Below are 20,576 nucleotides of genomic sequence, written 5' to 3'. Positions count from 1 at the left end.
AACGTGGGAACCGGTTTTCCGAAAAGATCATGCGCAACAGATAAACTCGGAGTACGACCATGGGCCGCATGCGCAAGCTCCTGATCCCCGGCGTCGACAAGACGCTTCTCGTCAGAGACGCCGTCAAGTCGATGCCGGATCTCACCCGCCGGCGCTTCATCTCGGGCGGCGTCAGCCTCGGTGCGCTGACGCTTCTGACCGGCTGCGATGTGACGGACAGTTTCTCGGCAGAGGAGATGCTGAAGCAGGTCTCGAAATTCAATGACGGCGTGCAGGCATTGATGTTCAATCCCAATGCGATGGCGCCGACATTCCCGGAAAGCGCAATTACAAAGCCGTTCCCGTTCAACGCCTATTACGACCTCGACGAGGCGCCTGAAGTCGACGGCAAGACCTGGAAGCTCGAGGTGCGCGGCCTCGTCGAGAACAAGAAGTCCTGGACGCTGGACGAGCTCTATCAACTGCCGCAGGTCAAGCAGGTCACGCGGCATATCTGCGTCGAAGGCTGGAGCGCGATCGGAAGCTGGACCGGCACGCCGCTGCGCGATTTCCTGAAGCTGATCGGCGCGGATACGCGGGCGAAATATGTCTGGTTCCAGTGCGCCGACAAGGACGGCTACAATTCGCCGCTCGACATGCCGAGCGCGCTGCATGCGCAGACCCAGATGACGTTCAAATTCGGCGACGAAATCCTGCCGCGCGCCTATGGTTTCCCGATGAAGATCAGGGTGCCGACCAAGCTCGGCTTCAAGAACCCGAAATACGTGATGTCGATGGAAGTCACCAACGACTACAAGGGCGGCTTCTGGGAGGACCAGGGGTATAATTCGTTCAGCGGAAGTTGACGCGTAGCGTCATTCAATCTCGAGATTCCGCGTCTGGTGCTCGCGCACCATCCCGGAATGACTCAGAGTGATGGGGTGGGCAAAGACACCGGGTCGCGCGAATGCGCACCCGATGGCAGGTTCCGCGAAGCAATCCACTTCTCCGCTTGCTTAGGCATGGACTGCTTGGTCGCTTCGCCCTCAGCGCGTGACCTCAGGACGATCCAGCCTCCTGATGCAGCTCGCCACCCCGCATCAAGCGGCGGGCGATGTCGGCTGTCTGCAGTGAGGCGCGTTCTGTCGGTGAATGGGCCGCCAGATAGCGGGCAACCGCGATGAGGATGTGTCGGCCCTCGTCCGTGTCGCCCCACGCGCCGAATTGCCGGACTCCCGCCTCCAGCATCTGATAGGCATGGAAGCCTGCATCTTCTCGCAGCACCGCATGCGCGAGCGTAGCGATCAGCGCCTGCGGCGAATGGCCAAGCGTAAGATGCCGTGCCACCAGGCTTGCGGCGAGATCGACCTGTCTCTGCCGGTCGAAGGCGTCGAGCAAGGCAGCGCCGATCGCCTCTGGATCTGCGGGCAGATCGTCGAGCTGCTCGCCGCCGTCGCCCGGGATGCGCGCCGGCGGCACATTGAGATAGCGAGCAAGGTAGAGCGCCATCGCGCCGTGCAATACGCCGCGCACGGCGGTGACGCGAGTGTCGATGTCGGCAGTCCCGATGCGGATCAGCATCTGGTGGACCGCGTTGGTGTAGGTGAAGACGTGATGCGCCGTCTCCCAGTCGGCGTGCTCGTTCGCATTGCCGAAGCGCGCCACCCGGAGCGCTGCCGCGTAGGCGAGGGATTGGCCAAGGTCGGCAGGAGCGGCACCGGCGCGGATCGCCCCCTTGAGCGCGTCAACGATCCTGGCCGGATCGTCACCGAGCAGCTCGTGAGCCAGTGCGGCGTAGCCCGACCAGTCACGCGAGCCGTGCCCGGCAGCGAACAGGTCCGCGAGTTCTCTGGTTGATTCCTCACACAACGCAACGAGGTCGACAGGCTGGCGCCAGGCAGTCGATTCCTCGGCGCCACGGGCCGCTACCATCTGGCCGACGACAGTCGGCAGCAGAGCCGCCGCGTGTTGCCAGCCGATCAAGTCGAGGCACTCGAACGCCTTGTTGATGAAGTCGAGCGAGTGCCCGGTGTCGGCGAACGCCCGCTCGGTCTCGGCGGCGAACAGGGCATCGGCGAGTTCAGCCGGGGAGAAGCCGGCAGCAATCGCCGTGAGCAGGGTGCGCTCGGCCGCCTCGCGATGGCGCACGTTTGTCCAGCGCCGCAGCCAACGTTTGAGCGCGGCCGGACCCGGCCGGCTTCCAAGCGGCGCGCGTTCCCGCCGCGGCGCCTCGCCGTCGCAGTCCGCCGCCACGCGGCGCGCGCCGTGGAATAGAGCGAGATAGGTTTCATCCTCCGGCAGCAAGGACAGGATATTGGCGAGTGCCGTAAGGATCGTAAGACCGGCGCCCCAGCCGTCGCGATTTTGTGCCCCGAACAGCGCCACCTCCCGCACGATTTCGGTCTGCGGTACGCCGGCCGCGAGCTGACCATGTATGGCCTTGGCAATGACGAGGCCGAGGTCGTGGGCGAGGCCGTTCGCAAGCCGCTGATGCCAGTGCGCGGCGAGATCGGCATGCGTGAACGTGGTCTTTACCCAGACGTCACCATTGCGTACCTCGACCGGGCAGATCGGTACGTCGTCCGCCCACAGGTCGAAGGTGCAGCCGCTTTCGAGATCGAAACGCGCGTGGTGCCAGTGACAGGTCAGGATGCCGTCCTCGACGCTGCCGCACTCAAGCGGGAAGCCCATATGCGGGCACCGATTGTCGAGCGCGAAGGCACGTCCGCGGTCGTAGATGACAAGGATCGGACGGTGGTCACCGCGCACAACGAGCCGTCCCTTGAGCTTCAGCTCCTCGAGGCTGCCCGCCAGCGCAAATTCCTTGCTCGGCGCGTCCATGAGCATACCTCCCATTGTCGCTTTGGGGGCGCTGCAGGTACTCCGCAACATAGGCATCCTCTCGCGCAAAGGCGAGAGGATGCGGCGGGTTCGGGACTGCGCGAAAGGAACCGCGCTGGATCACGCCGCTGCAGTTCCGAGCGTTACCTCAACGCGCACTAAAGGTGAGGCCGGCGCGCTCCGTCAGACGCTTGCGCAACGCCGGACCCATCAGCGCGCCCGGCGTCCAGATGCCGCCCTCGCCCTGCACGTCGCGCACGAGGCAGAGAGCGCTCTCGGCGATCATCTTGCTGGTCGAGCCGTAGCCCGGATCGCGGTCGCCCTTGACGACCGTCTCGACCCGTCCGCCATCCGGCAGCTCGCCCAGGAAGAGGATGTCGTAGAAGCCCTTCTCGCGCTCTTCCCGGGTCGGGCCTGCGCCGGGTTTGAGACCGCCGGTCCTGAACAAGGAAAACACCGTGGCGAACGTCTCCGTCGTCACGCTGGCGATTTCCCCCAATCCCGGCGCGACCATCATCTCGTCGTAGACGAAATCCCTGCCGTAGAGATGACCCAACAGGAAATTCGTGCGGTGCACGTTCTTGGTGTTGACCGGTGCCATGGGGAACGGCACGAGCCACGCGTTCATGTGCGGGTCGTATTCGGGGATGAGGCCCGACGGTTGAGACGGCCCGGTGAACCCCGGCGTCAACGCGAAGGGGTCTGTCAGCAGCCCGACCAGGGCCGGGTCGCGCGCGGCGGCGGCCAACGTCGCCTGGGCGCTCGCAGCGGTGCCGCCAGACATGCCGCCTTTCACCTTGCGCAGGCGGGCTTTGACCCGCCGCGCCGGGCGTCCGAATTTCTCGCGCGCCTTTTCCTGCACCGTGAGCACGCCGAGGTCGAACGGGATGGAATCGAAGCCGCAGGAGAAGACGATGCGCGCGCCGGTCCGTTTGGCCTCGTCGTGATGGGCGTCGATCATGCGCCGCATCCAAACCGGTTCGCCGCAGAGATCAACATAGGCTGTTCCCGTGGCCGCGCAGGCCGCCACCAGCCCGGGACCGTGGAGCTGATAGGGCCCGACAGTCGTGATGATCACGGCCGCACGCTCACACATCGAACGCAGGCTGGCCGGCTCGTCGGCATCCGCCTTGACCAACGGCAAATCGTCCGGTGCGCCGATGTCGACACGCACCTTCTGGAGCTTGTCGGTCGAGCGTCCCGCGATCGCCCAGGACGGAGCATTGTCGCCGCGATAGGACGTCGCCAGATATTCGGCGATGAGACGGCCGGTGTAGCCCGTCGCGCCATAGACGATGAGGTCGAAGTCCCGCTTCACGACGTTGGTCCTCCTCGAGACCCGGGAGAGCTACCGTCCCCATCGCGTTTGATGGAGAATACCACAGTTCCTGGGTTCGCAGGCAAGACACACGGGTAGATAAAGCCTCACGGCCAAGATTTCCGCGCTACCTTCCTCTGAAACGCCGAGAGCACCGCACCCAGCGCCAGCATCGCCGCGGAAACATTCAGCGCAAATGACAGGCTGCCCAGCGCATCCGTGATCGCGCCGACCACGATCGGTCCGAGCGTCTGGCCGATGCCGAATGAAATCGTCATCGCCGCAATCGCGGTGGGCCAGGCTTGCGGCGGGTAGTTGAAGCGGACGAAGGCGGTGGTGGATCCGACCACGGCGAAGAAGGCGACGCCGAACACCAGTGCGGATATCGCCAATAGCCACACCGAATGCCCGAAGATCGGCAACGCCGCGCCGATGGCATTGACGCCGAGAATGATCGTGGTGGCGAGGCCGCCGCGGTCGAGCGCCAGTACGCGGCGCCATACCCAGGGCGTGATGAAAGCGCTGACACCGATCAGGCTCCAGAACGCGCTCTGCGCCGCGGCACCGCCACCGGCGTCGCGGATATAGGCGATCATGAAGGTCATGTAGGCGATGTAGCCGGCGCCAAACAGAAAGTAGCCGGCGAGATAGATCACGACCGGCGCGACGGCGAATTTGGCCGCCGTCGTTTCGGTCAGGGCTGCGCCGGCATGAAACGGTGCGAGCAGGACCGGGATCGTCATGACGACCGCCAGCGCGGTCATCGCCCACCAGACCATCCACCACGAGCCCGGCCCAAAGCCCTGCAGCACGAACGGCGCCACCAGTCCGGACGCCAGGATGCCGATGCCGGGGCCGGCATAGAACAGGCTGAGCAGAAAATTCGCCCGCTCGGGGCGCGACTGCGCAATCGTCGCCGCCAGCGCGCCGCCGCCGACGAATCCGGCCGCGGCGCCGACGCCCGCCAGAAGCCGCGCAAAGCTCAGGACGTAGAAATCGCCTGTGGTGGCGCAGAGCGCCAGCGATAGCACGCAGGCCAGCGTGCCCCATCGAACCGAAGCGGCCAGTCCAAAACGCCGGATCATGCGCGAGGCGAGCAGGGCGCCCGCGAGATAGCCGGCGGCGTTGATGGTGTTCATGAAACCGGCCGCAGAATAGCTCCAGGCCAGGGTGTCGCGCATGTCAGGCAGCACCAGCGCATAGGCAAAGCGGCCGATGCCGAGACCGACGGTCGGCGCCAGCGACAGAATGAGGATCAGCCGTGCGGGATGCGCGTAACTCGCGGGACGGTCGGGGGCGTGCAAGGATTTGCTCCGGCGGAACGGCATTGTGGCAGGCCGGCAGGGGGATGCACAGGCTCTGCTGCCGCAATGGTGTCTTGCCAATCGCGCAATGCCGCTCTAGCACTCCGCCCGGATTTCCTTCGCTCGTCATGCCCGGGCTTGACCCGGGCATCCATCCATCTTCAGAAGAATTTTACGAAGCGGATGGATTGCCGGGTCATTTGTGCGAAGACGCGCTTCGCGCTTTTGCCCGGCAATGACGGCCAAAACACCAGTCTTTGAGGTAAACGAAATGGCGACCCATAAGCTGCTGCTTCTCCCCGGCGACGGTATCGGCCCCGAAGTGATGGGGGAGGTGCAGCGCCTGATCGACTGGCTGAACGCGGCAGGCGTCGCGTCATTCGAGACCGAGCAGGGGCTGGTCGGCGGCTCCGCCTATGACGCGCACAAGGTGTCGATCTCGGAAGGCGACATGGACAAGGCCAAGGCGGCCGATGCCATCATCTTCGGCGCGGTCGGTGGTCCCAAGTGGGACAGCGTGCCCTACGAGGCGCGCCCCGAGGCAGGTCTCCTGCGCCTGCGCAAGGATCTCGGCCTGTTCGCCAATCTGCGCCCCGCCGTGTGCTACCCGGCGCTCGCCGATGCTTCCAGCCTGAAGCGCGAGGCGGTCGAAGGCCTCGACATCATGATCGTGCGCGAGCTGACCGGCGGCGTCTATTTCGGCGAGCCGAAAACCATCACCGATCTCGGCAACGGCCAGAAGCGCGCCATCGATACCCAAGTCTACGACACCTACGAGATCGAGCGCATCGGGCGCGTCGCCTTCGATTTGGCGCGCAAGCGCCGCAACAAGGTGACGTCGATGGAAAAGCGCAACGTCATGAAGTCGGGCGTGCTCTGGAACGAGGTCATGACGGCCGTCCACGCGCGCGAATACAACGACGTGACGCTGGAGCATCAGCTCGCCGATTCCGGCGGCATGATGCTGGTGAAGGCGCCAAAACAGTTCGACGTCATCGTGACCGACAATCTGTTCGGCGACATGCTGTCCGATATCGCGGCGATGCTCACGGGGTCGCTCGGCATGCTGCCGTCGGCTTCGCTCGGCGAGGTCGACGCCAAGACCAAGAAGCGCCGTTCGCTGTTCGAGCCCGTGCACGGCTCGGCGCCCGACATCGCCGGCAAGGGCCTCGCTAATCCGATCGCGATGATTTCGTCGTTCGGGATGGCGCTGCGCTATTCCTTCGATATGGGCGCGCTGGCCGACAAGGTCGACGCGGCGATCGCGGCGGTGCTGGCGAGTGGATTGCGTACGGCGGACATCAAGTCCGAGGGCACGACGGCAGCCTCAACCACTGAGATGGGCGAGGCGATTTTGAAGGAATTGCAGAAGCTGCACGCGTAATACAAAGTCGTGCGCACACAAGAATGCCCGGCATAGCCGGGCATTCTTCGTCAGGCAATGGCTGCGCTCAGTACAGCGGGAACCTGGTCGGCTCGCCGCCCAGATCCGACGGCGGGTTAAGCGGCTGGCGGTCGATCGGGCGGTTGAGGTTTTCGCGCGCGAACGTTGGGTACCCGTACGGCGAAGGAAACGCGTAGTCCATGAACTTGCGGTCGCCTGGCAAGACCTCGGTGCCGGCGTCGAGCCAGGAGCGCGTGGTAACATAAACGCGGGTGCGCGGTCCCTGCTGATAAACCCGGTTCGGCCCCTGCGGCCCATAAGTGATCCGGCCGTCGCGATCATACTGCTGCTGACGTTTGTTCTGCGCGCTTGCCGGGCTCGCGACGAGGCCGACCACGACCGCGGCGGCAGCAAAAAATACCGCGAGCTTCGTCGCAGCAGGGAATTTCGGGGTCATCGTATCCTCGTCATTAGCTACCCCGGCTGGGGCCTGGCGGATCGCCAAATCTGTCTGCCGACATTGTAGCCCCGGCGGGACCATCATCACTAGGTCAATTGAGCCACACCGCGCCGGAATAATGCGGTGCGAAGCGAAAAAGTTTCATGAAAACAAGTGTCTTGGCCGCTTGTTGCCACAATCGTGAGGGGCAGCGGAATTTGACGCCACTAACGCGGGTTCTAAAGGGTGCCGCGCAGCCGCGGGTTATCGGCGTCCATCACCCAATCGGCAGACAGCGCCGGGGCGCCTGACGCCGCGCAGTCGCTGCGCCTGACTTCGTCGCCGGCGAAAAATTCGGTAAGTTTCGTATCGTTGCCGGCCGAAAGCAGGATCAGCCGGTTCAGCATGCAGCCGATTGCGGCGCGGCGGGCCGGCACACCCTCGCCCAGGCATGACCAGCCCGAGAGACGGAATTTCGGCTCATCGATGTGTTTGAAAAATCGGAGGCATGCGCTCGCGGCCTCCGTGCCGCCGACCCGGCGAAACAGGGTCACGGCGCCGAACTTGCTGTCGATGATCCCGGCGGCCTCCAGCTCGCGCGCGCCAGCCGGGTCCATCCTTGCGGCAAGGTAGCCGGCCGCCGAGCCGACCTGATCGATCTCTTCGCCCGGACGATAGATTTCGAGTTCGGCGACCGGCGTGCCGCCGAGCCCGCTCCAGCGGAACACGTCCTTGCGGCCGCCCTCGGGATGCCGAAAAACCTCGTAAGTCTCTATCTTGCCTGGAAAAATGAACTGGCTTACGGCGAACGCCGGTGCCGTGCCCCCGGCCTGGCTCCAGGCCTTCGGCGCCGTCTCCATCGCCGTGATATCGGGCAAATACTGCCATAGCGCGATACCGCCAATGGCCATCAGCGCCAGCGTCATCAGATAGGCGCAGAGCCGTGCCAGCGTGCCGTAGACCTCGTCCACGAAGCTTACCAGCGCCGGGTGAACTGTCGTCCTATAATGGGAATCGGCCGAACCGGCCGGAAACGAATGCATCAAACGCCCAAACGCAGCCGCCAAACGTTGTCATATCGGCGTTTCTCGCATAGAAGCGCTGCCTTCTCCCTTTCCGCTTGACGCGGCAGGGCGGCATTTTTCCTCGGAGAGTGAACGATGGGTTACAAAGTCGCTGTCGTCGGTGCGACCGGCAATGTCGGGCGCGAAATGCTCAATATTCTCGACGAGCGCAAATTCCCCGCCGACGAGGTCGTGGTGCTGGCCTCGCGCCGCAGCGTCGGCGTCGAAGTGTCCTATGGCGACCGCACCCTGAAGGTCAAAGCGCTCGAGCACTACGATTTCTCCGACGTCGACATCTGCCTGATGTCGGCGGGCGGTTCGGTCTCCAAGGAATGGTCGCCGAAGATCGGCGCGGCCGGCGCGGTCGTGATCGACAATTCGTCGGCCTGGCGCATGGATCCGGACGTGCCGTTGATCGTTCCGGAAGTGAACGCCGACGCAGCCAAGGATTTTGCGAAGAAGAACATCATCGCCAACCCGAACTGCTCGACCGCGCAGCTCGTGGTGGCGCTGAAGCCGCTGCATGACAAGGCCACCATCAAGCGGGTCGTGGTCGCGACCTATCAATCGGTTTCCGGCGCCGGCAAGGACGCGATGGACGAACTGTTCTCGCAGACCAAGGCCGTCTACACCAATGACGAGCTGATCAACAAGAAATTCCCCAAGCGTATCGCCTTCAACGTCATCCCCGAGATCGACGTGTTCATGGAGGACGGCTACACCAAGGAAGAATGGAAGATGATGGCGGAGACCAAGAAGATACTTGATCCCAAGATCAAGCTTTCCGCCACCTGCGTACGGGTGCCTGTGTTCGTCGGCCATTCGGAGGCCGTCAACATCGAATTCGAGAATCCGATCACGGCCGATGAAGCGCGCAACATCCTGCGCAACGCGCCGGGTTGCCTCGTGATCGACAAGCACGAGCCCGGCGGCTACGTCACGCCCTACGAAGCGGCCGGCGAGGACGCCACCTATATCAGCCGCATCCGCGAGGACGCGACGGTGGAGAACGGCCTCGTACTGTGGTGCGTCTCCGACAATCTGCGCAAGGGTGCCGCCCTGAACGCGGTGCAGATCGCCGAATCCCTGATCAACCGCAAGCTGATCACCGCGAAGAAAAAGGCGGCGTAAGATTGGTAGGGTGGGCAAAGGCGCCTTGGCGCCGTGCCCACCAAACCATGCACTACCGTGGGCGGATGGTGGGCGCGCTGCGCTTTGCCCACCCTACGCGACTACGCTGCGAAACTCCTTCGCCTTCTGATCGAGCACGAACAGCGAACCCTCGGCGACGCCGAAATAGGCGCCGTGCAACTCCATCTCGCCGCGCTCGACGCGGGCGCGCACGAACGGGAACGTCATCAGATTTTCCAGTGATCGGAAGATCGCAGCTTTCTCGATCCTGATCGTGAACTCCTGCATCGTCTCGCGCTCGCGCTGTTCGACGACCTCGCCCGGCTTGATGAACATCGCCATCCAGCGGCCGATGAAGTCGCCCGGCGACAGCGGGTCGATCTTGTCGATGAAGGCGCGAATGCCGCCGCACTGGGCATGGCCGAGCACGACGATATGCTTGATGCGGAGCACGTTGATCGCATACTCCAGCGCCGCGGAGACGCCATGGGCGCCGCCGTCGGGCTGATAGACCGGCACCAGGTTGGCGACGTTGCGCACCACGAACAGCTCGCCGGGGCCGGCGTCGAAAATCACTTCCGGCGAGACGCGGGAATCGCAGCAGCCGATCACCATCACGGCGGGCGACTGGCCGCGCTCGGAGAGTTCCCGGTAGCGCGTCTGTTCGGTCGGCAGCCGTTGCGAGGTGAAGGACCGATAACCGTCGAGCAGATGTTGCGGGAAAGAGGTCATGGTGCCATGCCTAACCATAAGCCGATGACGGGAACAAGGCTTTCAGGCCGCCGTGCGAGATGATATCGCGGAGGTCTCAAGGTCATCCAAGGAAACCAGCCCATGATCCGTCCGCGCCGCAGCCTGTTGTTCATGCCGGGATCTAACGCGCGGGCGCTGGAAAAGGCACGCAACCTGCCGGCCGACGGAATCATCCTCGACCTCGAGGATTCGGTGGCGCCGGACGCCAAGGCAATGGCCCGCGACCAGATCGCCAGAGCGATTGCGGCGGGCGGTTTCGGCAAGCGCGAGGTGCTGATCCGGGTCAACAGCCTCGATACGCCCTGGTGGGTCGAGGACGTCACCATGGCCGGCAAGGCGCGCCCCGACGGCATTCTGGTTCCCAAGATCTCCACCGTCGACGATCTCAACGCGATCGCCAATCGGCTCAGCGACATCAACGCGCCCACCTCGATCCGGGTCTGGGCCATGATCGAAACCGCGCGCGCGGTGCTGGACGCCGACAAGCTCGCCGCGGCATCGAGGGATTCCGAAACCAGGCTTGCGGGATTCGTGTTCGGGCCGAACGACATTTCGCGGGAAACGCGGATCCGCATGCAGCCGGGTCGCGCCACGATGATTCCGATGATCACGCACTGCATCCTGGCGACGCGTGCGCACGGGCTGGAAATTCTCGACGGTCCCTATAGCGACATCAGCAATATCGACGGCTTTGCGACCGAATGCGCGCAAGGCCGCGACTTAGGCTTCGACGGCAAGACGTTGATCCACCCAAGCCACATCGAGGCCTGCAACGCGATCTTCACGCCGCCGGCCGAGGAGGTCGAGCAGGCGCGCAAGATCATTGCGGCATTCGAAAAGCCGGAAAACGCCTCGCGCGGGGCAATCCAGCTCGACGGGCGGATGGTGGAACGGCTGCACGCCGACATGGCGCGGCGCACGATTGCGATTGCAGATGCGATCGCGGCGATGGGGCATTGAATCATTTCGCGCGGCGCGACTTCTTCCCCTCTCCCCTTGTGGGAGAGGGTGGATCGAATGAGCGTCAGCTCATTCGAGACGGGTGAGGGGTTTGTCTCCGCGGATAGAGACCCCTCATCCGCCCTCGCTTCGCGAGGGCACCTTCTCCCACAAGGGGAGAAGGGAAGCGGGCGTCTTATGAACTGACTTGCTTGCCGAGGCCGTCGATCGTGTCGGCGTTGCCGCAATATTCCTGGTAATGCGCCGCGGCGGTGCCGGCGGCGAGATCGCGGTCGCATCGGCGCTTCTGGATGCACATTGAGCAGACGCGCTCCATGTCGCGCAGCACAAGCGGTTCGGTACGCGCCAGATCGTCCTGATCGACGCCGAGTGCGGTCAGCATTTTCGGCAGTTCGTCGGCAGCATGCGGCCCCTGGCGGACCAGCGCCTCGAGATCGGCAGAAGACATCCGCAAATCGCTCGCGATCTGGCCGAAATTGGCGGCGTCCAGCTCGCGCATTTCCCGCAGCTCGCGCCGATGCTTCAGCCATTCGCCGAAGATGTCGACCATGCGGCTGACGGTGGGCTTGTCCTGAACGGTCATGGCACGGCTCCCTTGGTGGCTGGAATGGCCGAACCTGAGGGAAGCCGAAGCGCACGTCATTGCGCTGGATCAAATTTGAACTGTGAGGCGACTTCCGACCTTACCCTCCCCTGGAGGGTCCCTGGAGGGGGAGGGGCGACGCTCATGAAATGAGCGGCGGGGTGGGGTGACAGTCTATCCTCTCGACCAGTGCCCGAGCGGAGAGATCACCCCACCCCGTCTCGCACTCGCTGCGCTCATGCGAGCCGACCCTCCCCCTCCAGGAAAGGGTATCGCGGTCCGAACTTTTCCGCCGCCCAGGCATAGAGGCTGCCGGGGATCGGCTTTTCACCGCCCCGGCCCTTGGGCGAGATGTGCAGGCCGATGATTTGCGGATCGGCAAGCAGGCCTGAAAAATCCGAAGGCTCGAAGAACAGTTTTGGCTCGGCGTGGACCGCGTAGAACGACTGCTTCGGTAGCGCGTGCTGCAACTCGTCCGCGCGTCGCGCCAGTGCGGTGAGCGCGGCAGGGCCATAGATGGCGACGCGGATGTCCGAGAGACGGCTCGATCGGCGACGTAACTGGCGCAGCATGAAGGTGAGGCGATGACGCAGCGCCAGCCAGTCCGGCGTCAGGTCCTCCTGTTCCATCAGTTCCTCGAACGCCCGTACGATCGAATCGCTTGCCGGCAGGTACAACACCGAGTTGCCGAGCTGGCGCCGGCGCTCCCACGCGAAGTAAGGCTTTGCCGGATCGATCTCGATCGGTTTGAGCAGCAGCACGTCGGCGTCGAGCCATAATCCGGCATTTGCCGCCATCAGCCGCATGCGGAAGAAATCGCTGAACTGCAGGATCGTCCAGTCCCGCCAGCTCCCATCGGCCTCGGGCGGGCGCAGCCGTTCGGAAAAGGAATGCGGCAGGATCGCTTCGGCTTCGGCGTTGCCGATGCCGTCGGGCAGGCCGGGCAGTGGATCGAAACTGTAGACGGTGACCTTGTGGCCGGCGGCAACCTGCGATCTGAGGCAGGTCAGTCGCAGCCCGTCGAGGCGGCCGTGCCAGAAGGTGACGACGTCAGGCCGCATCCGCGCCGCCTCCTTAACAAAAGAGCCCCGATTTTCGCCGGGGCTCTCGTAGCACAATCAGGCCCAGGCGCGCTCTTTCTTAAGCTTGGCCTCGTAATCGTCGATCGACGATTTCTTTTCCATGGTCAGGCCGATGTCGTCGAGGCCGTTCATCAGGCAGTGCTTGCGGAACGGATCGATCTCGAACTTCACCTTGCCGCCGTCGGGGCCGCGGATCTCCTGGTTGGCGAGATCGATGGTCAGCGTCGCATTCGCCCCGCGCTCGGCGTCGTCGAACAATTTGTCGAGGTCTTCCTGAGAGACGCGGATCGGCAGAATGCCGTTCTTGAAGCAGTTATTGTAGAAGATGTCGCCGAATGAGGTCGAGATCACGCAGCGGATGCCGAAGTCGAGCAGCGCCCACGGCGCGTGCTCGCGGCTGGAGCCGCAGCCGAAATTGTCGCCGGCGACCAGCACCTTCGCGTTGCGATAGGCCGGCTGGTTGAGGACGAAGTCCGGGTTCTCGCTGCCGTCATCCTTGTAGCGCTGTTCGGAGAAAAGGCCCTTGCCAAGGCCGGTGCGCTTGATGGTCTTCAGGTACTGCTTCGGAATGATCATGTCGGTGTCGACATTGATGATCTTCAAGGGCGCCGCGACGCCTTCCAGGGTGGTGAACTTTTCCATCGATCGCACTTCCCGGTTGAAAAGGTGGGACGGGCCGCTGATTTATCGCGAATATGGCCCCGGCAAAAGGCCAATTTGCGCATAGGCCGCCTGTTTTGGCGCGAACCGGCCTAGTCTGCGGCGGCCTCGATCGCCTCCATATCGGCGTCCGACAGCCCGAAATGGTGCCCGATTTCGTGGATCAGGACGTGGCGGACGATATGGCCCAGCGTTTCCTCATGCTCGGCCCAATAGTCGAGGATCGGACGGCGGTAGAGCCAAATCATGTTGGGCAGGCGGGCTATGTCCTGGTTGCTCTGCTGCGGCAGGCCGACGCCCTGGAATAGGCCGAGCAGGTCGAACTCGCTCTGCGCCTGCATCTCGTCCAGGACTTCGTCGGTCGGAAAATCGTCCACGCGGATGATCACGCCTTCGCACAGGGTACGAAATCCCTTGTGCAGGCGCTCGAACACCTCATGCGCCATGGCTTCCATTTCGGCGAGCGAGGGGGCTTTTGCTTCGGTCCACATCACGTCGTATTTAGCGTGTGTTATGCCCGGGCGCATACTGGTTTTGCGAGTTGATTTTGACGCGCCAATCGGAGACCGTACCGGGGGATCAGTTTTGGGTGGACTTCAATGAAGCGGATTGTGACGGTCGCCATATCGGCAGCCTTGGCCGGGCTTTTGCTCCCCGACGTGGCGGCTGCGGAGGCGCAGACGGCATCATCAGCGCTGCGGATCGCGCAGGCGCCGCAGCCGATCGTCACGGATGTTTCGGCCCAGCGCCGGCGCCCGCTGCGGCGCGTGCCGATCTATCGCAGCGAGCCGTGGGCTCCCAGCGTCTATCCGCGCTACAACCCAGGGCCGAACGCCGTGCGCGATTGCACCGCACATTACGTGCAGGAGTACCGGCCGAGCGGCACGGTGATCACCCCGCGTATGAATTGCTGGTGGCGGCCGGGCTAGATTCGTCCCCTCTCTGTTTCTCTGTCGAGCATTTCCGACAGGCGCCGAGTAGGGCTCTGTGGACAAACGCTGTTGATGTGCTGACGACCGTCTGCACAAGCTGTGCGCGCGAGATTGCGGCAAGCAGCATCCGTTCATGTTCGTGGCGCATTCTTCATGTTCATGGCGCACTCATTCACACCTCATTCAAGTCACTTGCTTCAGTCTGCGCACGTGTCGCGGCGATGCCGTTAGTTGATGCAAGCCATCCGGCGCAGACGTGCATCCGACGACCCGAGGAGACTGGATATGCAGGTAGTGAAGGTTTTTGGGCTTGCGGCCGTTGGCGCCTTGCTGGCGTTTGCCGCTCCGGCCGAGCGTGCCAATGCGCTGTCGCTCAGCAACCCCGGCGCCGCCGCGGCAGTTCACGAGGATGCCAGGTTGGCGACGACGGAAGTGCATTGGCGACATCACCATCACCGATACCACCACCATCATCACCGGTGGCATCGCTGGCATCACCACCATCATCGCCATCACCACCATCATCATCGTCACTGGCACCGCTGGTGATTGCGGCAGCTTGGTGCAGATGCCAACAGGCCCGCTTCATCGCGGGCCTGTTTCGATTTCAGCGGTCGCCTTGAAACTGGCGAGATTACCGCCCGTTATCTCTGACATCAGCTTCAGCAAGAGGAGTCCATCATGAGGAGCTTGATCTCTGCAGCCCTTGTCGTCGGCGCGCTCGCGGTCGCCGGGCCGGCGGCGATTGACAGGGCCGCCGCGGCGCCGCAGGCGAAGGCGCAAAGCGCCGGCACATCCGACGCCACCGATTTCAGCGCGCAGCGGCGCTACTATCGTCACTATGGCTACTATCGTCCGTACTACCGTCCGTATTATCGCCCTTATTACTACCGGCCCCATTACTACGCACGGCCCGTCTACTATCGCCCGTATCCTTACTACGCGCCCGCGCCGTTCACCTTCGGCATCGGATTTGGGCCATTCTGGTAGTAAGCGTGCACAACTTCAGTCAGCAGCAGAAATCTCTTCAACGCTCTTTCCTGAGCGTTCATCGCTGAGGTCGGCGCATTCATGGCGCGTTCACGTGTCTGTCTCTAACGTCACGTTGGGAGCGATCGCAGAGGACGCGACGCGAGCCAGCCGCAGAGCAGCGCGCGTCGCCGGTTAGGGAGGATAAATCCATGACAACATCCGAACCCGGACGCGGCATGGTCCGCCGTCTGGGCGTTACGGCTGCGGCAGTATTCGCGCTCGCAGCGGCATCACAACAGCGCGCCGAGGCGCTTTCGCTAGCGACCCCCGGCACGGTTCCGTCAGCGAAATACGCAACCGACGGACTGACGACCGAGGTTCAACACCGCGGCGGGATGGGCGGCGGTGTTCGCGCCGGTGGCGGTGGCGGTTTCGGCGGCGGCGGCTTTCGCGGCGGTGGCGGCGGCGGTTTCCATGGCGGTGGCTTCCGCGGCGGCGGAGCGGCATTTCACGGCGGCGGTTTCCGCGGTGGCGGCGCGGCCTTTCACGGCGGTGGGTTCAGAGGTGGTGGGATGGCGATCCACCGTGGCGGCTTTCGTCCCGCACCCGTCTTCCATGGCGGCGGACACCGGTTCGTACATCGTCATGCGTTCCACCGGCCTCACGTCTTCCATCGGCCCCATTTCGGCCACCGGCGCTTCTTCCATCGTCGATTCTACTACGCGCCGGCCTACTACACATACCCGGCCTACTATTATCCGCGGCGCTGCCGCGTGATCTGGACCTATTATGGGCCGCGCAAGATCTGCAGGCCGCCCTGGTGGTGGCGCAACCGCTACTACGCCTATTGGTGAAATGAAACGGGCGCCCGAAAGGGCGCCTGTTTTTCAGGTAACGCTACTGGCTCAATCCCAATCCTTGCCCCGCCACGGCTTGAGCTTCCATGGCGTCAGCGTCTCCATCCGCCATTGCTGCCAGTGCTCCGGCGGCCAGTGGCTGAGGCGCGAGGCTTCCTTGGTGGCGATGGGCTGCAGGTCGACGATGCGCGGCATCGTGCGCCGCCGCACCTGCCGCGTCGCCTCGCTGATCATATCGACAAATTCAGGCTTGTCGGTCACGGCAAAAGTCCCTCGCGAAAGCGCTTCGCAAGGGACCAGTGTGCGCTTTGCCTGTTAACGGGCCGTTTCCGGAACGTCTCGCTATCTAGACAAAGGAAGCATTAACGCCATTCCCGGACGTCGACGAAATGTCCCGCGATCGCCGCCGCCGCGGCCATCGCCGGCGACACCAGGTGGGTGCGGCCCTTGAAGCCCTGGCGGCCCTCGAAATTGCGGTTCGAGGTCGAGGCGCAGCGCTCTTCCGGCCTCAGCTTGTCCGGGTTCATCGCAAGGCACATCGAGCAGCCCGGCTCGCGCCACTCGAAGCCGGCCTTGATGAAAATCTTGTCGAGGCCTTCGGCTTCCGCCTGCTCCTTCACGATGCCTGAGCCCGGCACGATCATCGCATTGACGCTGGCGTTGACGGTCTTGCCCTCGGCGATCTTTGCGGCTGCGCGCAGGTCCTCGATGCGGCCGTTGGTGCAGGAGCCGATGAAGACGCGATCGAGCTTGATGTCGGTGATCTTCGTTCCCGCCGTCAGCCCCATATACTTCAGCGCACGATGCTTTGAGAGTCGCTTGGCCTCGTCCTCGATCTTGTCGGGGTCGGGCACGAAGCCCGAGATCGACACCACGTCCTCGGGCGAGGTACCCCAGGTCACGATCGGCGGCAGCTTTGCCGCATCCAGCCGGATCTCGTGATCGAAATGTGCGCCCTCGTCGGAACGCAGCTTTTCCCAATAGCGCATCGCGGCGTCCCAATCGGCGCCCTTCGGCGACTTCGGGCGGTCTTTCAGGAATTCGAACGCCTTTTCATCCGGCGCGACCAGGCCGGCGCGGGCGCCGCCTTCGATCGACATGTTGCAGACGGTCATGCGGCCTTCCATCGTCAGCGCACGGATCGCATCGCCGGCATATTCCAGCACGTAGCCGGTGCCGCCCGCGGTGCCGATCTCGCCGATGATCGCGAGGATGATGTCCTTGCCGGTGACGCCGTCGGGCAACTTGCCGTCGACCACCGCGCGCATGTTCTTCGCCTTCTTCTGGATCAGCGTCTGCGTCGCCAGCACGTGCTCGACCTCCGAGGTGCCGATGCCGTGCGCCAGCGCGCCGAACGCGCCATGAGTGGAGGTGTGGCTGTCACCGCAGACGATGGTGGTGCCGGGCAGGGTAAAGCCCTGCTCGGGGCCGATCACGTGCACGATGCCCTGGCGCTTGTCGAACTCGTTGTAATATTCGATGCCGAATTCCTTGGCGTTCTCCGCCAGCGCCTTGATCTGCTCGGCGCTCTCAGGGTCGGGATTGGGCTTTGTCCGATCGGTCGTCGGCACGTTGTGGTCGACGACGGCGAGCGTCTTCTCCGGCGCGTGAACCTTGCGTCCCGTCGCGCGCAGGCCTTCGAACGCCTGCGGCGAAGTCACTTCATGCACCAGATGGCGGTCGATATAGAGCAGACAGGTGCCGTCTTCGGCTTCGTGCACCAGATGGTCATTCCAGATCTTGTCGTACAGCGTGGTCGGTTTGGACATGAGCGTAAGCTCCAAAGGAAATTCTGTGTGAGCGGTTAAGCGCGAAAAGGCGCAAGCAACGGGCGTCCCAGCGTCAAGCTGCGCGCGTAAGCTCGGACGTGGCCGACGTCGTGAACCGCCCGAAGAAGCGGCCAGGCAGCCGCGAGCGGTCGTCGATGACGACAAGCTGAGCGGTGCCGAAGGCGGCGCTGGTGCGATCTAGAACCATTCTGATTTTCTAACACAGGGCCTGCCGTCGCGACAATCGATCGATGGCTGGGCCGGTCTGTCATTGCCGGGCTTGACCCGGCAATCCATCATTCTTGTGCAAGAGGCCTGTTGTTCCGATGGATGCCCGGGTCAAGCCCGGGCATGACGAGTCGAGCTATCAGATAGGCACTCCGCAACAAAAAAGCGCGGGGCAAGACCCCGCGCTTTTGTCGCATCCCGTTCGGGAAAAGTTACTCGCCAACAGCGGCGGCGCGGTCCTGCTTCTCGACGATGCGGGCCGACTTGCCGCGCAGGCTGCGCAGGTAATACAGCTTGGCGCGGCGCACCTTGCCGCGGCGCACCACCTTGATCGAGTCGATCATCGGCGACATCACCGGGAACACGCGCTCCACGCCTTCGCCGTAGGAAATCTTGCGGACCGTGAAGCTCTCGTTGAGCCCGCCGCCGGAACGGCCGATGCAGACGCCTTCATAGGCCTGCACGCGGGTGCGCTCGCCTTCGACCACCTTGACGTTGACGATCACAGTATCGCCGGGGCCGAATTCGGGGATCGACTTGGTCGCCGACAGTTTTTCGAATTGCTCTTTTTCGAGCTGTTGAATGAGGTTCATTGAAATCTCCATCGGCGGCGCGCCCAGCCTTTCGGGGGCTGCGCAAACGTCCATCTATCCTGCGCGTGTGCGGATTTGGCGCTCGTATAAGGCATCGGGCCGCGCTTGTCACCCGTCTGTCGTGCTTTTTGTGCCTTTTAGGCCGCCCCTCGCCGCCCATAAATCCGGCCGCCGCGTCCGCGTCAGGGCCTCGGCCTCGGCCCTTCGCCAGGCCGCCACCTTGGCATGATCGCCGGAGATCAGGATTTCGGGGATGCCGCGGCCCTCGAACTCCTGCGGCCGCGTAAATTGGGGGTATTCCAGTAGTCCCTCGGAGAAGCTTTCGTCTACGCCCGAGGTCTGCTTGCCCATCACCCCCGGCAAAAGCCGAACGCAGGCATCGATCAGGGCCATCGCGGCGATTTCGCCTCCTGACAGCACGTAGTCTCCGACCGAGACCTCTTCCAGGTTCCGTGCCTCGATGACCCGCTGATCGACCCCCTCGAACCGCCCGCAGACGATCAGGGGCCCGGCCCCCGCAGCAAGTTCGGCAACCATGGACTGGGTCAATGGCCGACCCCGCGGACTCATCAGGAGGCGCGGCCGATTTTGATCGATAGCCGCGGCATCGATCGCAGCAGCCAGCACGTCGGCGCGTAGCACCATGCCGGGGCCGCCGCCGGCCGGGGTATCGTCGACGCTGCGATGTTTGTCGGTCGCAGAATCCCTGATATCGCGCGCTTCCAGCGCCCATAGGCCGGAGGCCAGCGCCCTGCCGGCCAGGCTGACGCCGAGCGGACCGGGAAACATCTCGGGGAAGAGGGTGAGAACCGTAGCGCGCCAGGTCATGCAAAACCCATCACGTAAGCGTCGGGGCGTCGTCGCCTTCGATTTCCTGCGGCAGTTCGATCACCACGCGGCCATTGGCCAGATCGACTATCGGCACGACTGCATTGGTGAACGGCAGCAGCATAGTGGCGCCTTGCGGAGGCGCGATCTCTATAATGTCGCCGGCCCCGAAATTGTGAATCGCGATGACGCGGCCGAGCGGCTCGCCCGCGGCGTTGACGGCGGCAAGTCCGATCAGGTCGGCGTGGTAATACTCACCCTCGTCGGTCTCAGGCAATTTGTCGCGGGCGACATAGAGCTCGAGGCCATTGAGGCGCTCGGCGTCCTCGCGGGTGGCGATGCCCTTCAGCGTCGCCACCAGATGATCTTTGGCCTCACGGACATGCGTCACCTCGAACTGGCGTGCGCCGTCTTTGGTCATCAGCGGGCCGTATTGCTTTACGGCCAGCGGATCCTCGGTGAACGTCCACAGTTTCACCGCGCCGCGCACGCCATGCGCGGCGCCGATACGGGCGACGCAAATCGGTGTTCTCACCGTCGCGCGCCGCTAAGCCTTACGCCTTCGCGGCGGCTTCAGCGCGGGCCTTGCGCTCCTTGCGCGGCACGGCCTTTTCCGGGTTGTTGCGGGCGGCGCGCTTGACGACACCGGCCGCATCCAGGAAGCGCGTCACGCGATCCGACGGCTGCGCGCCCTTGGCGAGCCAGGACTTCACCTTGTCCATGTCGAGCTTCAGCCGCGATTCATTGTCCTTCGGCAGCAGCGGATTGAAATAGCCGAGACGCTCGATGAAGCGGCCGTCGCGGGGAAAGCGCGAGTCGGCGACGACGACGTGATAGACCGGGCGCTTCTTGGTGCCTGCGCGAGCGAGGCGGATAACGACTGACATTTAGTTCTCCTG

The 20,576-nt window shown here is 63.8% G+C and carries 25 protein-coding genes; 7 read left to right on the top strand and 18 right to left on the bottom strand.

Features of this window, described 5'->3' with window-relative positions:
* Positions 1 to 59 precede the first annotated feature (59 nt).
* Entirely contained in the window at positions 60 to 845 is a 786-nt protein-coding gene (locus LMTR3_RS09325) for a molybdopterin-dependent oxidoreductase (RefSeq protein ID WP_065744788.1), read from the top strand.
* Positions 846 to 1,038: 193 nt separating this feature from the next.
* On the opposite strand, the gene LMTR3_RS09320 is transcribed toward LMTR3_RS09325, so the two are convergent.
* The 3 genes from LMTR3_RS09320 to LMTR3_RS09310 form a co-directional block, all read right to left on the bottom strand.
* Positions 1,039 to 2,820 (bottom strand): Rieske (2Fe-2S) protein, encoded by a 1,782-nt coding sequence (locus tag LMTR3_RS09320; RefSeq protein WP_245319813.1) that lies wholly within the window; start codon positions 2,818 to 2,820, stop codon positions 1,039 to 1,041.
* A 148-nt stretch (positions 2,821 to 2,968) separates the two neighbouring features.
* Positions 2,969 to 4,138, bottom strand: coding sequence for a saccharopine dehydrogenase family protein (locus LMTR3_RS09315; protein WP_065744786.1), 1,170 nt, complete (start codon positions 4,136 to 4,138; stop codon positions 2,969 to 2,971).
* A 107-nt stretch (positions 4,139 to 4,245) separates the two neighbouring features.
* Positions 4,246 to 5,442, bottom strand: a complete 1,197-nt coding sequence (locus LMTR3_RS09310) for a YbfB/YjiJ family MFS transporter (RefSeq protein WP_065744812.1) — start codon at positions 5,440 to 5,442, stop codon at positions 4,246 to 4,248.
* A 271-nt stretch (positions 5,443 to 5,713) separates the two neighbouring features.
* On the opposite strand from LMTR3_RS09310, the gene leuB reads away from it, so the two are divergent.
* Entirely contained in the window at positions 5,714 to 6,826 is a 1,113-nt protein-coding gene (leuB, locus tag LMTR3_RS09305; RefSeq protein ID WP_065744785.1) for a 3-isopropylmalate dehydrogenase, read from the top strand.
* A gap of 67 nt (positions 6,827 to 6,893) precedes the next feature.
* Here leuB and LMTR3_RS09300 read toward each other — a convergent pair whose 3' ends face one another.
* Together LMTR3_RS09300 and LMTR3_RS09295 are read right to left on the bottom strand one after the other, a co-directional pair.
* Positions 6,894 to 7,283: a hypothetical protein gene (locus LMTR3_RS09300; protein ID WP_065744784.1), complete on the bottom strand. Its 390-nt coding sequence runs from the start codon at positions 7,281 to 7,283 to the stop codon at positions 6,894 to 6,896.
* A gap of 221 nt (positions 7,284 to 7,504) precedes the next feature.
* A complete protein-coding gene (locus tag LMTR3_RS09295) occupies positions 7,505 to 8,236 on the bottom strand; it encodes a hypothetical protein (protein WP_245319812.1) in 732 nt (243 codons plus the stop codon).
* Positions 8,237 to 8,425: 189 nt separating this feature from the next.
* Between LMTR3_RS09295 and LMTR3_RS09290 the strand changes: the two genes are divergently transcribed.
* Positions 8,426 to 9,460: an aspartate-semialdehyde dehydrogenase gene (locus tag LMTR3_RS09290; protein WP_065744782.1), complete on the top strand. Its 1,035-nt coding sequence runs from the start codon at positions 8,426 to 8,428 to the stop codon at positions 9,458 to 9,460.
* 93 nt (positions 9,461 to 9,553) lie between these two features.
* Here the strand turns inward: LMTR3_RS09290 and LMTR3_RS09285 are convergent, their stop codons facing one another.
* Positions 9,554 to 10,192, bottom strand: a complete 639-nt coding sequence (locus tag LMTR3_RS09285) for a carbonic anhydrase (protein ID WP_065744781.1) — start codon at positions 10,190 to 10,192, stop codon at positions 9,554 to 9,556.
* Between the two features lie 102 nt (positions 10,193 to 10,294).
* Here LMTR3_RS09285 and LMTR3_RS09280 point away from each other — a divergent pair, with 102 nt between their 5' ends.
* Positions 10,295 to 11,173: an HpcH/HpaI aldolase/citrate lyase family protein gene (locus tag LMTR3_RS09280; protein WP_065744780.1), complete on the top strand. Its 879-nt coding sequence runs from the start codon at positions 10,295 to 10,297 to the stop codon at positions 11,171 to 11,173.
* Between the two features lie 175 nt (positions 11,174 to 11,348).
* Here LMTR3_RS09280 and LMTR3_RS09275 read toward each other — a convergent pair whose 3' ends face one another.
* From LMTR3_RS09275 to LMTR3_RS09260, 4 genes are all read right to left on the bottom strand, one after another.
* Positions 11,349 to 11,756 (bottom strand): DUF6455 family protein, encoded by a 408-nt coding sequence (locus LMTR3_RS09275; RefSeq protein ID WP_065744779.1) that lies wholly within the window; start codon positions 11,754 to 11,756, stop codon positions 11,349 to 11,351.
* A 236-nt stretch (positions 11,757 to 11,992) separates the two neighbouring features.
* Positions 11,993 to 12,817, bottom strand: coding sequence for a glycosyltransferase family 32 protein (locus LMTR3_RS09270; protein ID WP_065744778.1), 825 nt, complete (start codon positions 12,815 to 12,817; stop codon positions 11,993 to 11,995).
* 57 nt (positions 12,818 to 12,874) lie between these two features.
* The gene (gene leuD, locus LMTR3_RS09265) at positions 12,875 to 13,480 is read right to left on the bottom strand and encodes a 3-isopropylmalate dehydratase small subunit (protein ID WP_065744777.1); all 606 of its coding nucleotides are present in this window, start codon (positions 13,478 to 13,480) and stop codon (positions 12,875 to 12,877) included.
* A gap of 110 nt (positions 13,481 to 13,590) precedes the next feature.
* Positions 13,591 to 13,989 carry a metallopeptidase family protein gene (locus LMTR3_RS09260; RefSeq protein WP_065744776.1) on the bottom strand — a complete coding sequence of 133 codons (399 nt, stop codon included), beginning with the start codon at positions 13,987 to 13,989 and terminating at the stop codon, positions 13,591 to 13,593.
* A gap of 108 nt (positions 13,990 to 14,097) precedes the next feature.
* Here LMTR3_RS09260 and LMTR3_RS09255 point away from each other — a divergent pair, with 108 nt between their 5' ends.
* The gene (locus tag LMTR3_RS09255) at positions 14,098 to 14,427 is read left to right on the top strand and encodes a hypothetical protein (protein WP_065744775.1); all 330 of its coding nucleotides are present in this window, start codon (positions 14,098 to 14,100) and stop codon (positions 14,425 to 14,427) included.
* 186 nt (positions 14,428 to 14,613) lie between these two features.
* Here the strand turns inward: LMTR3_RS09255 and LMTR3_RS39965 are convergent, their stop codons facing one another.
* Entirely contained in the window at positions 14,614 to 14,958 is a 345-nt protein-coding gene (locus tag LMTR3_RS39965; RefSeq protein WP_065744774.1) for a hypothetical protein, read from the bottom strand.
* Between the two features lie 153 nt (positions 14,959 to 15,111).
* Here LMTR3_RS39965 and LMTR3_RS09245 point away from each other — a divergent pair, with 153 nt between their 5' ends.
* Positions 15,112 to 15,420, top strand: a complete 309-nt coding sequence (locus LMTR3_RS09245) for a hypothetical protein (protein ID WP_065744773.1) — start codon at positions 15,112 to 15,114, stop codon at positions 15,418 to 15,420.
* A 191-nt stretch (positions 15,421 to 15,611) separates the two neighbouring features.
* Positions 15,612 to 16,256 (top strand): hypothetical protein, encoded by a 645-nt coding sequence (locus LMTR3_RS38375; protein ID WP_176721845.1) that lies wholly within the window; start codon positions 15,612 to 15,614, stop codon positions 16,254 to 16,256.
* Positions 16,257 to 16,307: 51 nt separating this feature from the next.
* Here LMTR3_RS38375 and LMTR3_RS09235 read toward each other — a convergent pair whose 3' ends face one another.
* The 7 genes from LMTR3_RS09235 to rpsP form a co-directional block, all read right to left on the bottom strand.
* The gene (locus LMTR3_RS09235) at positions 16,308 to 16,520 is read right to left on the bottom strand and encodes a hypothetical protein (RefSeq protein WP_065744771.1); all 213 of its coding nucleotides are present in this window, start codon (positions 16,518 to 16,520) and stop codon (positions 16,308 to 16,310) included.
* 101 nt (positions 16,521 to 16,621) lie between these two features.
* Positions 16,622 to 18,028: a 3-isopropylmalate dehydratase large subunit gene (leuC, locus tag LMTR3_RS09230; RefSeq protein ID WP_065744770.1), complete on the bottom strand. Its 1,407-nt coding sequence runs from the start codon at positions 18,026 to 18,028 to the stop codon at positions 16,622 to 16,624.
* 73 nt (positions 18,029 to 18,101) lie between these two features.
* Entirely contained in the window at positions 18,102 to 18,236 is a 135-nt protein-coding gene (locus LMTR3_RS39765; RefSeq protein WP_256441681.1) for a hypothetical protein, read from the bottom strand.
* Positions 18,237 to 18,468: 232 nt separating this feature from the next.
* Positions 18,469 to 18,849: a 50S ribosomal protein L19 gene (rplS, locus tag LMTR3_RS09225; RefSeq protein ID WP_028348467.1), complete on the bottom strand. Its 381-nt coding sequence runs from the start codon at positions 18,847 to 18,849 to the stop codon at positions 18,469 to 18,471.
* A gap of 108 nt (positions 18,850 to 18,957) precedes the next feature.
* Positions 18,958 to 19,677 (bottom strand): tRNA (guanosine(37)-N1)-methyltransferase TrmD, encoded by a 720-nt coding sequence (gene trmD / locus LMTR3_RS09220; protein WP_065744769.1) that lies wholly within the window; start codon positions 19,675 to 19,677, stop codon positions 18,958 to 18,960.
* 10 nt (positions 19,678 to 19,687) lie between these two features.
* Positions 19,688 to 20,212, bottom strand: coding sequence for a ribosome maturation factor RimM (rimM, locus tag LMTR3_RS09215; RefSeq protein WP_084029500.1), 525 nt, complete (start codon positions 20,210 to 20,212; stop codon positions 19,688 to 19,690).
* 19 nt (positions 20,213 to 20,231) lie between these two features.
* On the bottom strand, positions 20,232 to 20,564 hold the full coding sequence (gene rpsP / locus LMTR3_RS09210) for a 30S ribosomal protein S16 (protein ID WP_028348470.1): 333 nt from the start codon (positions 20,562 to 20,564) through the stop codon (positions 20,232 to 20,234).
* Between the last annotated feature and the right edge of the window lie 12 nt (positions 20,565 to 20,576).

Source organism: Bradyrhizobium sp. LMTR 3, assembly GCF_001693485.1.
In the GTDB taxonomy this organism is placed as follows: Bacteria; Pseudomonadota; Alphaproteobacteria; order Rhizobiales; family Xanthobacteraceae; genus Bradyrhizobium.
Note: the sequence above shows the minus strand (reverse complement) of the source record. Positions and strands in the feature narration are given on the sequence as shown.

Bases quoted from the DNA above. Each gene is read 5' to 3' on its own strand.
- LMTR3_RS09325 (WP_065744788.1), top strand. From the start codon at position 60: ATGGGCCGCATGCGCAAGCTCCTGATCCCCGGCGTCGACAAGACGCTT.
- LMTR3_RS09320 (WP_245319813.1), bottom strand. From the start codon at position 2,820: ATGGACGCGCCGAGCAAGGAATTTGCGCTGGCGGGCAGCCTCGAGGAG.
- leuB (WP_065744785.1), top strand. From the start codon at position 5,714: ATGGCGACCCATAAGCTGCTGCTTCTCCCCGGCGACGGTATCGGCCCC.
- LMTR3_RS09300 (WP_065744784.1), bottom strand. From the start codon at position 7,283: ATGACCCCGAAATTCCCTGCTGCGACGAAGCTCGCGGTATTTTTTGCT.
- LMTR3_RS09290 (WP_065744782.1), top strand. From the start codon at position 8,426: ATGGGTTACAAAGTCGCTGTCGTCGGTGCGACCGGCAATGTCGGGCGC.
- LMTR3_RS09285 (WP_065744781.1), bottom strand. From the start codon at position 10,192: ATGACCTCTTTCCCGCAACATCTGCTCGACGGTTATCGGTCCTTCACC.
- LMTR3_RS09280 (WP_065744780.1), top strand. From the start codon at position 10,295: ATGATCCGTCCGCGCCGCAGCCTGTTGTTCATGCCGGGATCTAACGCG.
- LMTR3_RS09275 (WP_065744779.1), bottom strand. From the start codon at position 11,756: ATGACCGTTCAGGACAAGCCCACCGTCAGCCGCATGGTCGACATCTTC.
- LMTR3_RS09270 (WP_065744778.1), bottom strand. From the start codon at position 12,817: ATGCGGCCTGACGTCGTCACCTTCTGGCACGGCCGCCTCGACGGGCTG.
- leuD (WP_065744777.1), bottom strand. From the start codon at position 13,480: ATGGAAAAGTTCACCACCCTGGAAGGCGTCGCGGCGCCCTTGAAGATC.
- LMTR3_RS09260 (WP_065744776.1), bottom strand. From the start codon at position 13,989: ATGTGGACCGAAGCAAAAGCCCCCTCGCTCGCCGAAATGGAAGCCATG.
- LMTR3_RS09255 (WP_065744775.1), top strand. From the start codon at position 14,098: ATGAAGCGGATTGTGACGGTCGCCATATCGGCAGCCTTGGCCGGGCTT.
- LMTR3_RS39965 (WP_065744774.1), bottom strand. From the start codon at position 14,958: ATGATGATGGTGGTGATGGCGATGATGGTGGTGATGCCAGCGATGCCA.
- LMTR3_RS09245 (WP_065744773.1), top strand. From the start codon at position 15,112: ATGAGGAGCTTGATCTCTGCAGCCCTTGTCGTCGGCGCGCTCGCGGTC.
- LMTR3_RS38375 (WP_176721845.1), top strand. From the start codon at position 15,612: ATGACAACATCCGAACCCGGACGCGGCATGGTCCGCCGTCTGGGCGTT.
- leuC (WP_065744770.1), bottom strand. From the start codon at position 18,028: ATGTCCAAACCGACCACGCTGTACGACAAGATCTGGAATGACCATCTG.
- LMTR3_RS39765 (WP_256441681.1), bottom strand. From the start codon at position 18,236: ATGGTTCTAGATCGCACCAGCGCCGCCTTCGGCACCGCTCAGCTTGTC.
- rplS (WP_028348467.1), bottom strand. From the start codon at position 18,849: ATGAACCTCATTCAACAGCTCGAAAAAGAGCAATTCGAAAAACTGTCG.
- trmD (WP_065744769.1), bottom strand. From the start codon at position 19,677: ATGACCTGGCGCGCTACGGTTCTCACCCTCTTCCCCGAGATGTTTCCC.
- rpsP (WP_028348470.1), bottom strand. From the start codon at position 20,564: ATGTCAGTCGTTATCCGCCTCGCTCGCGCAGGCACCAAGAAGCGCCCG.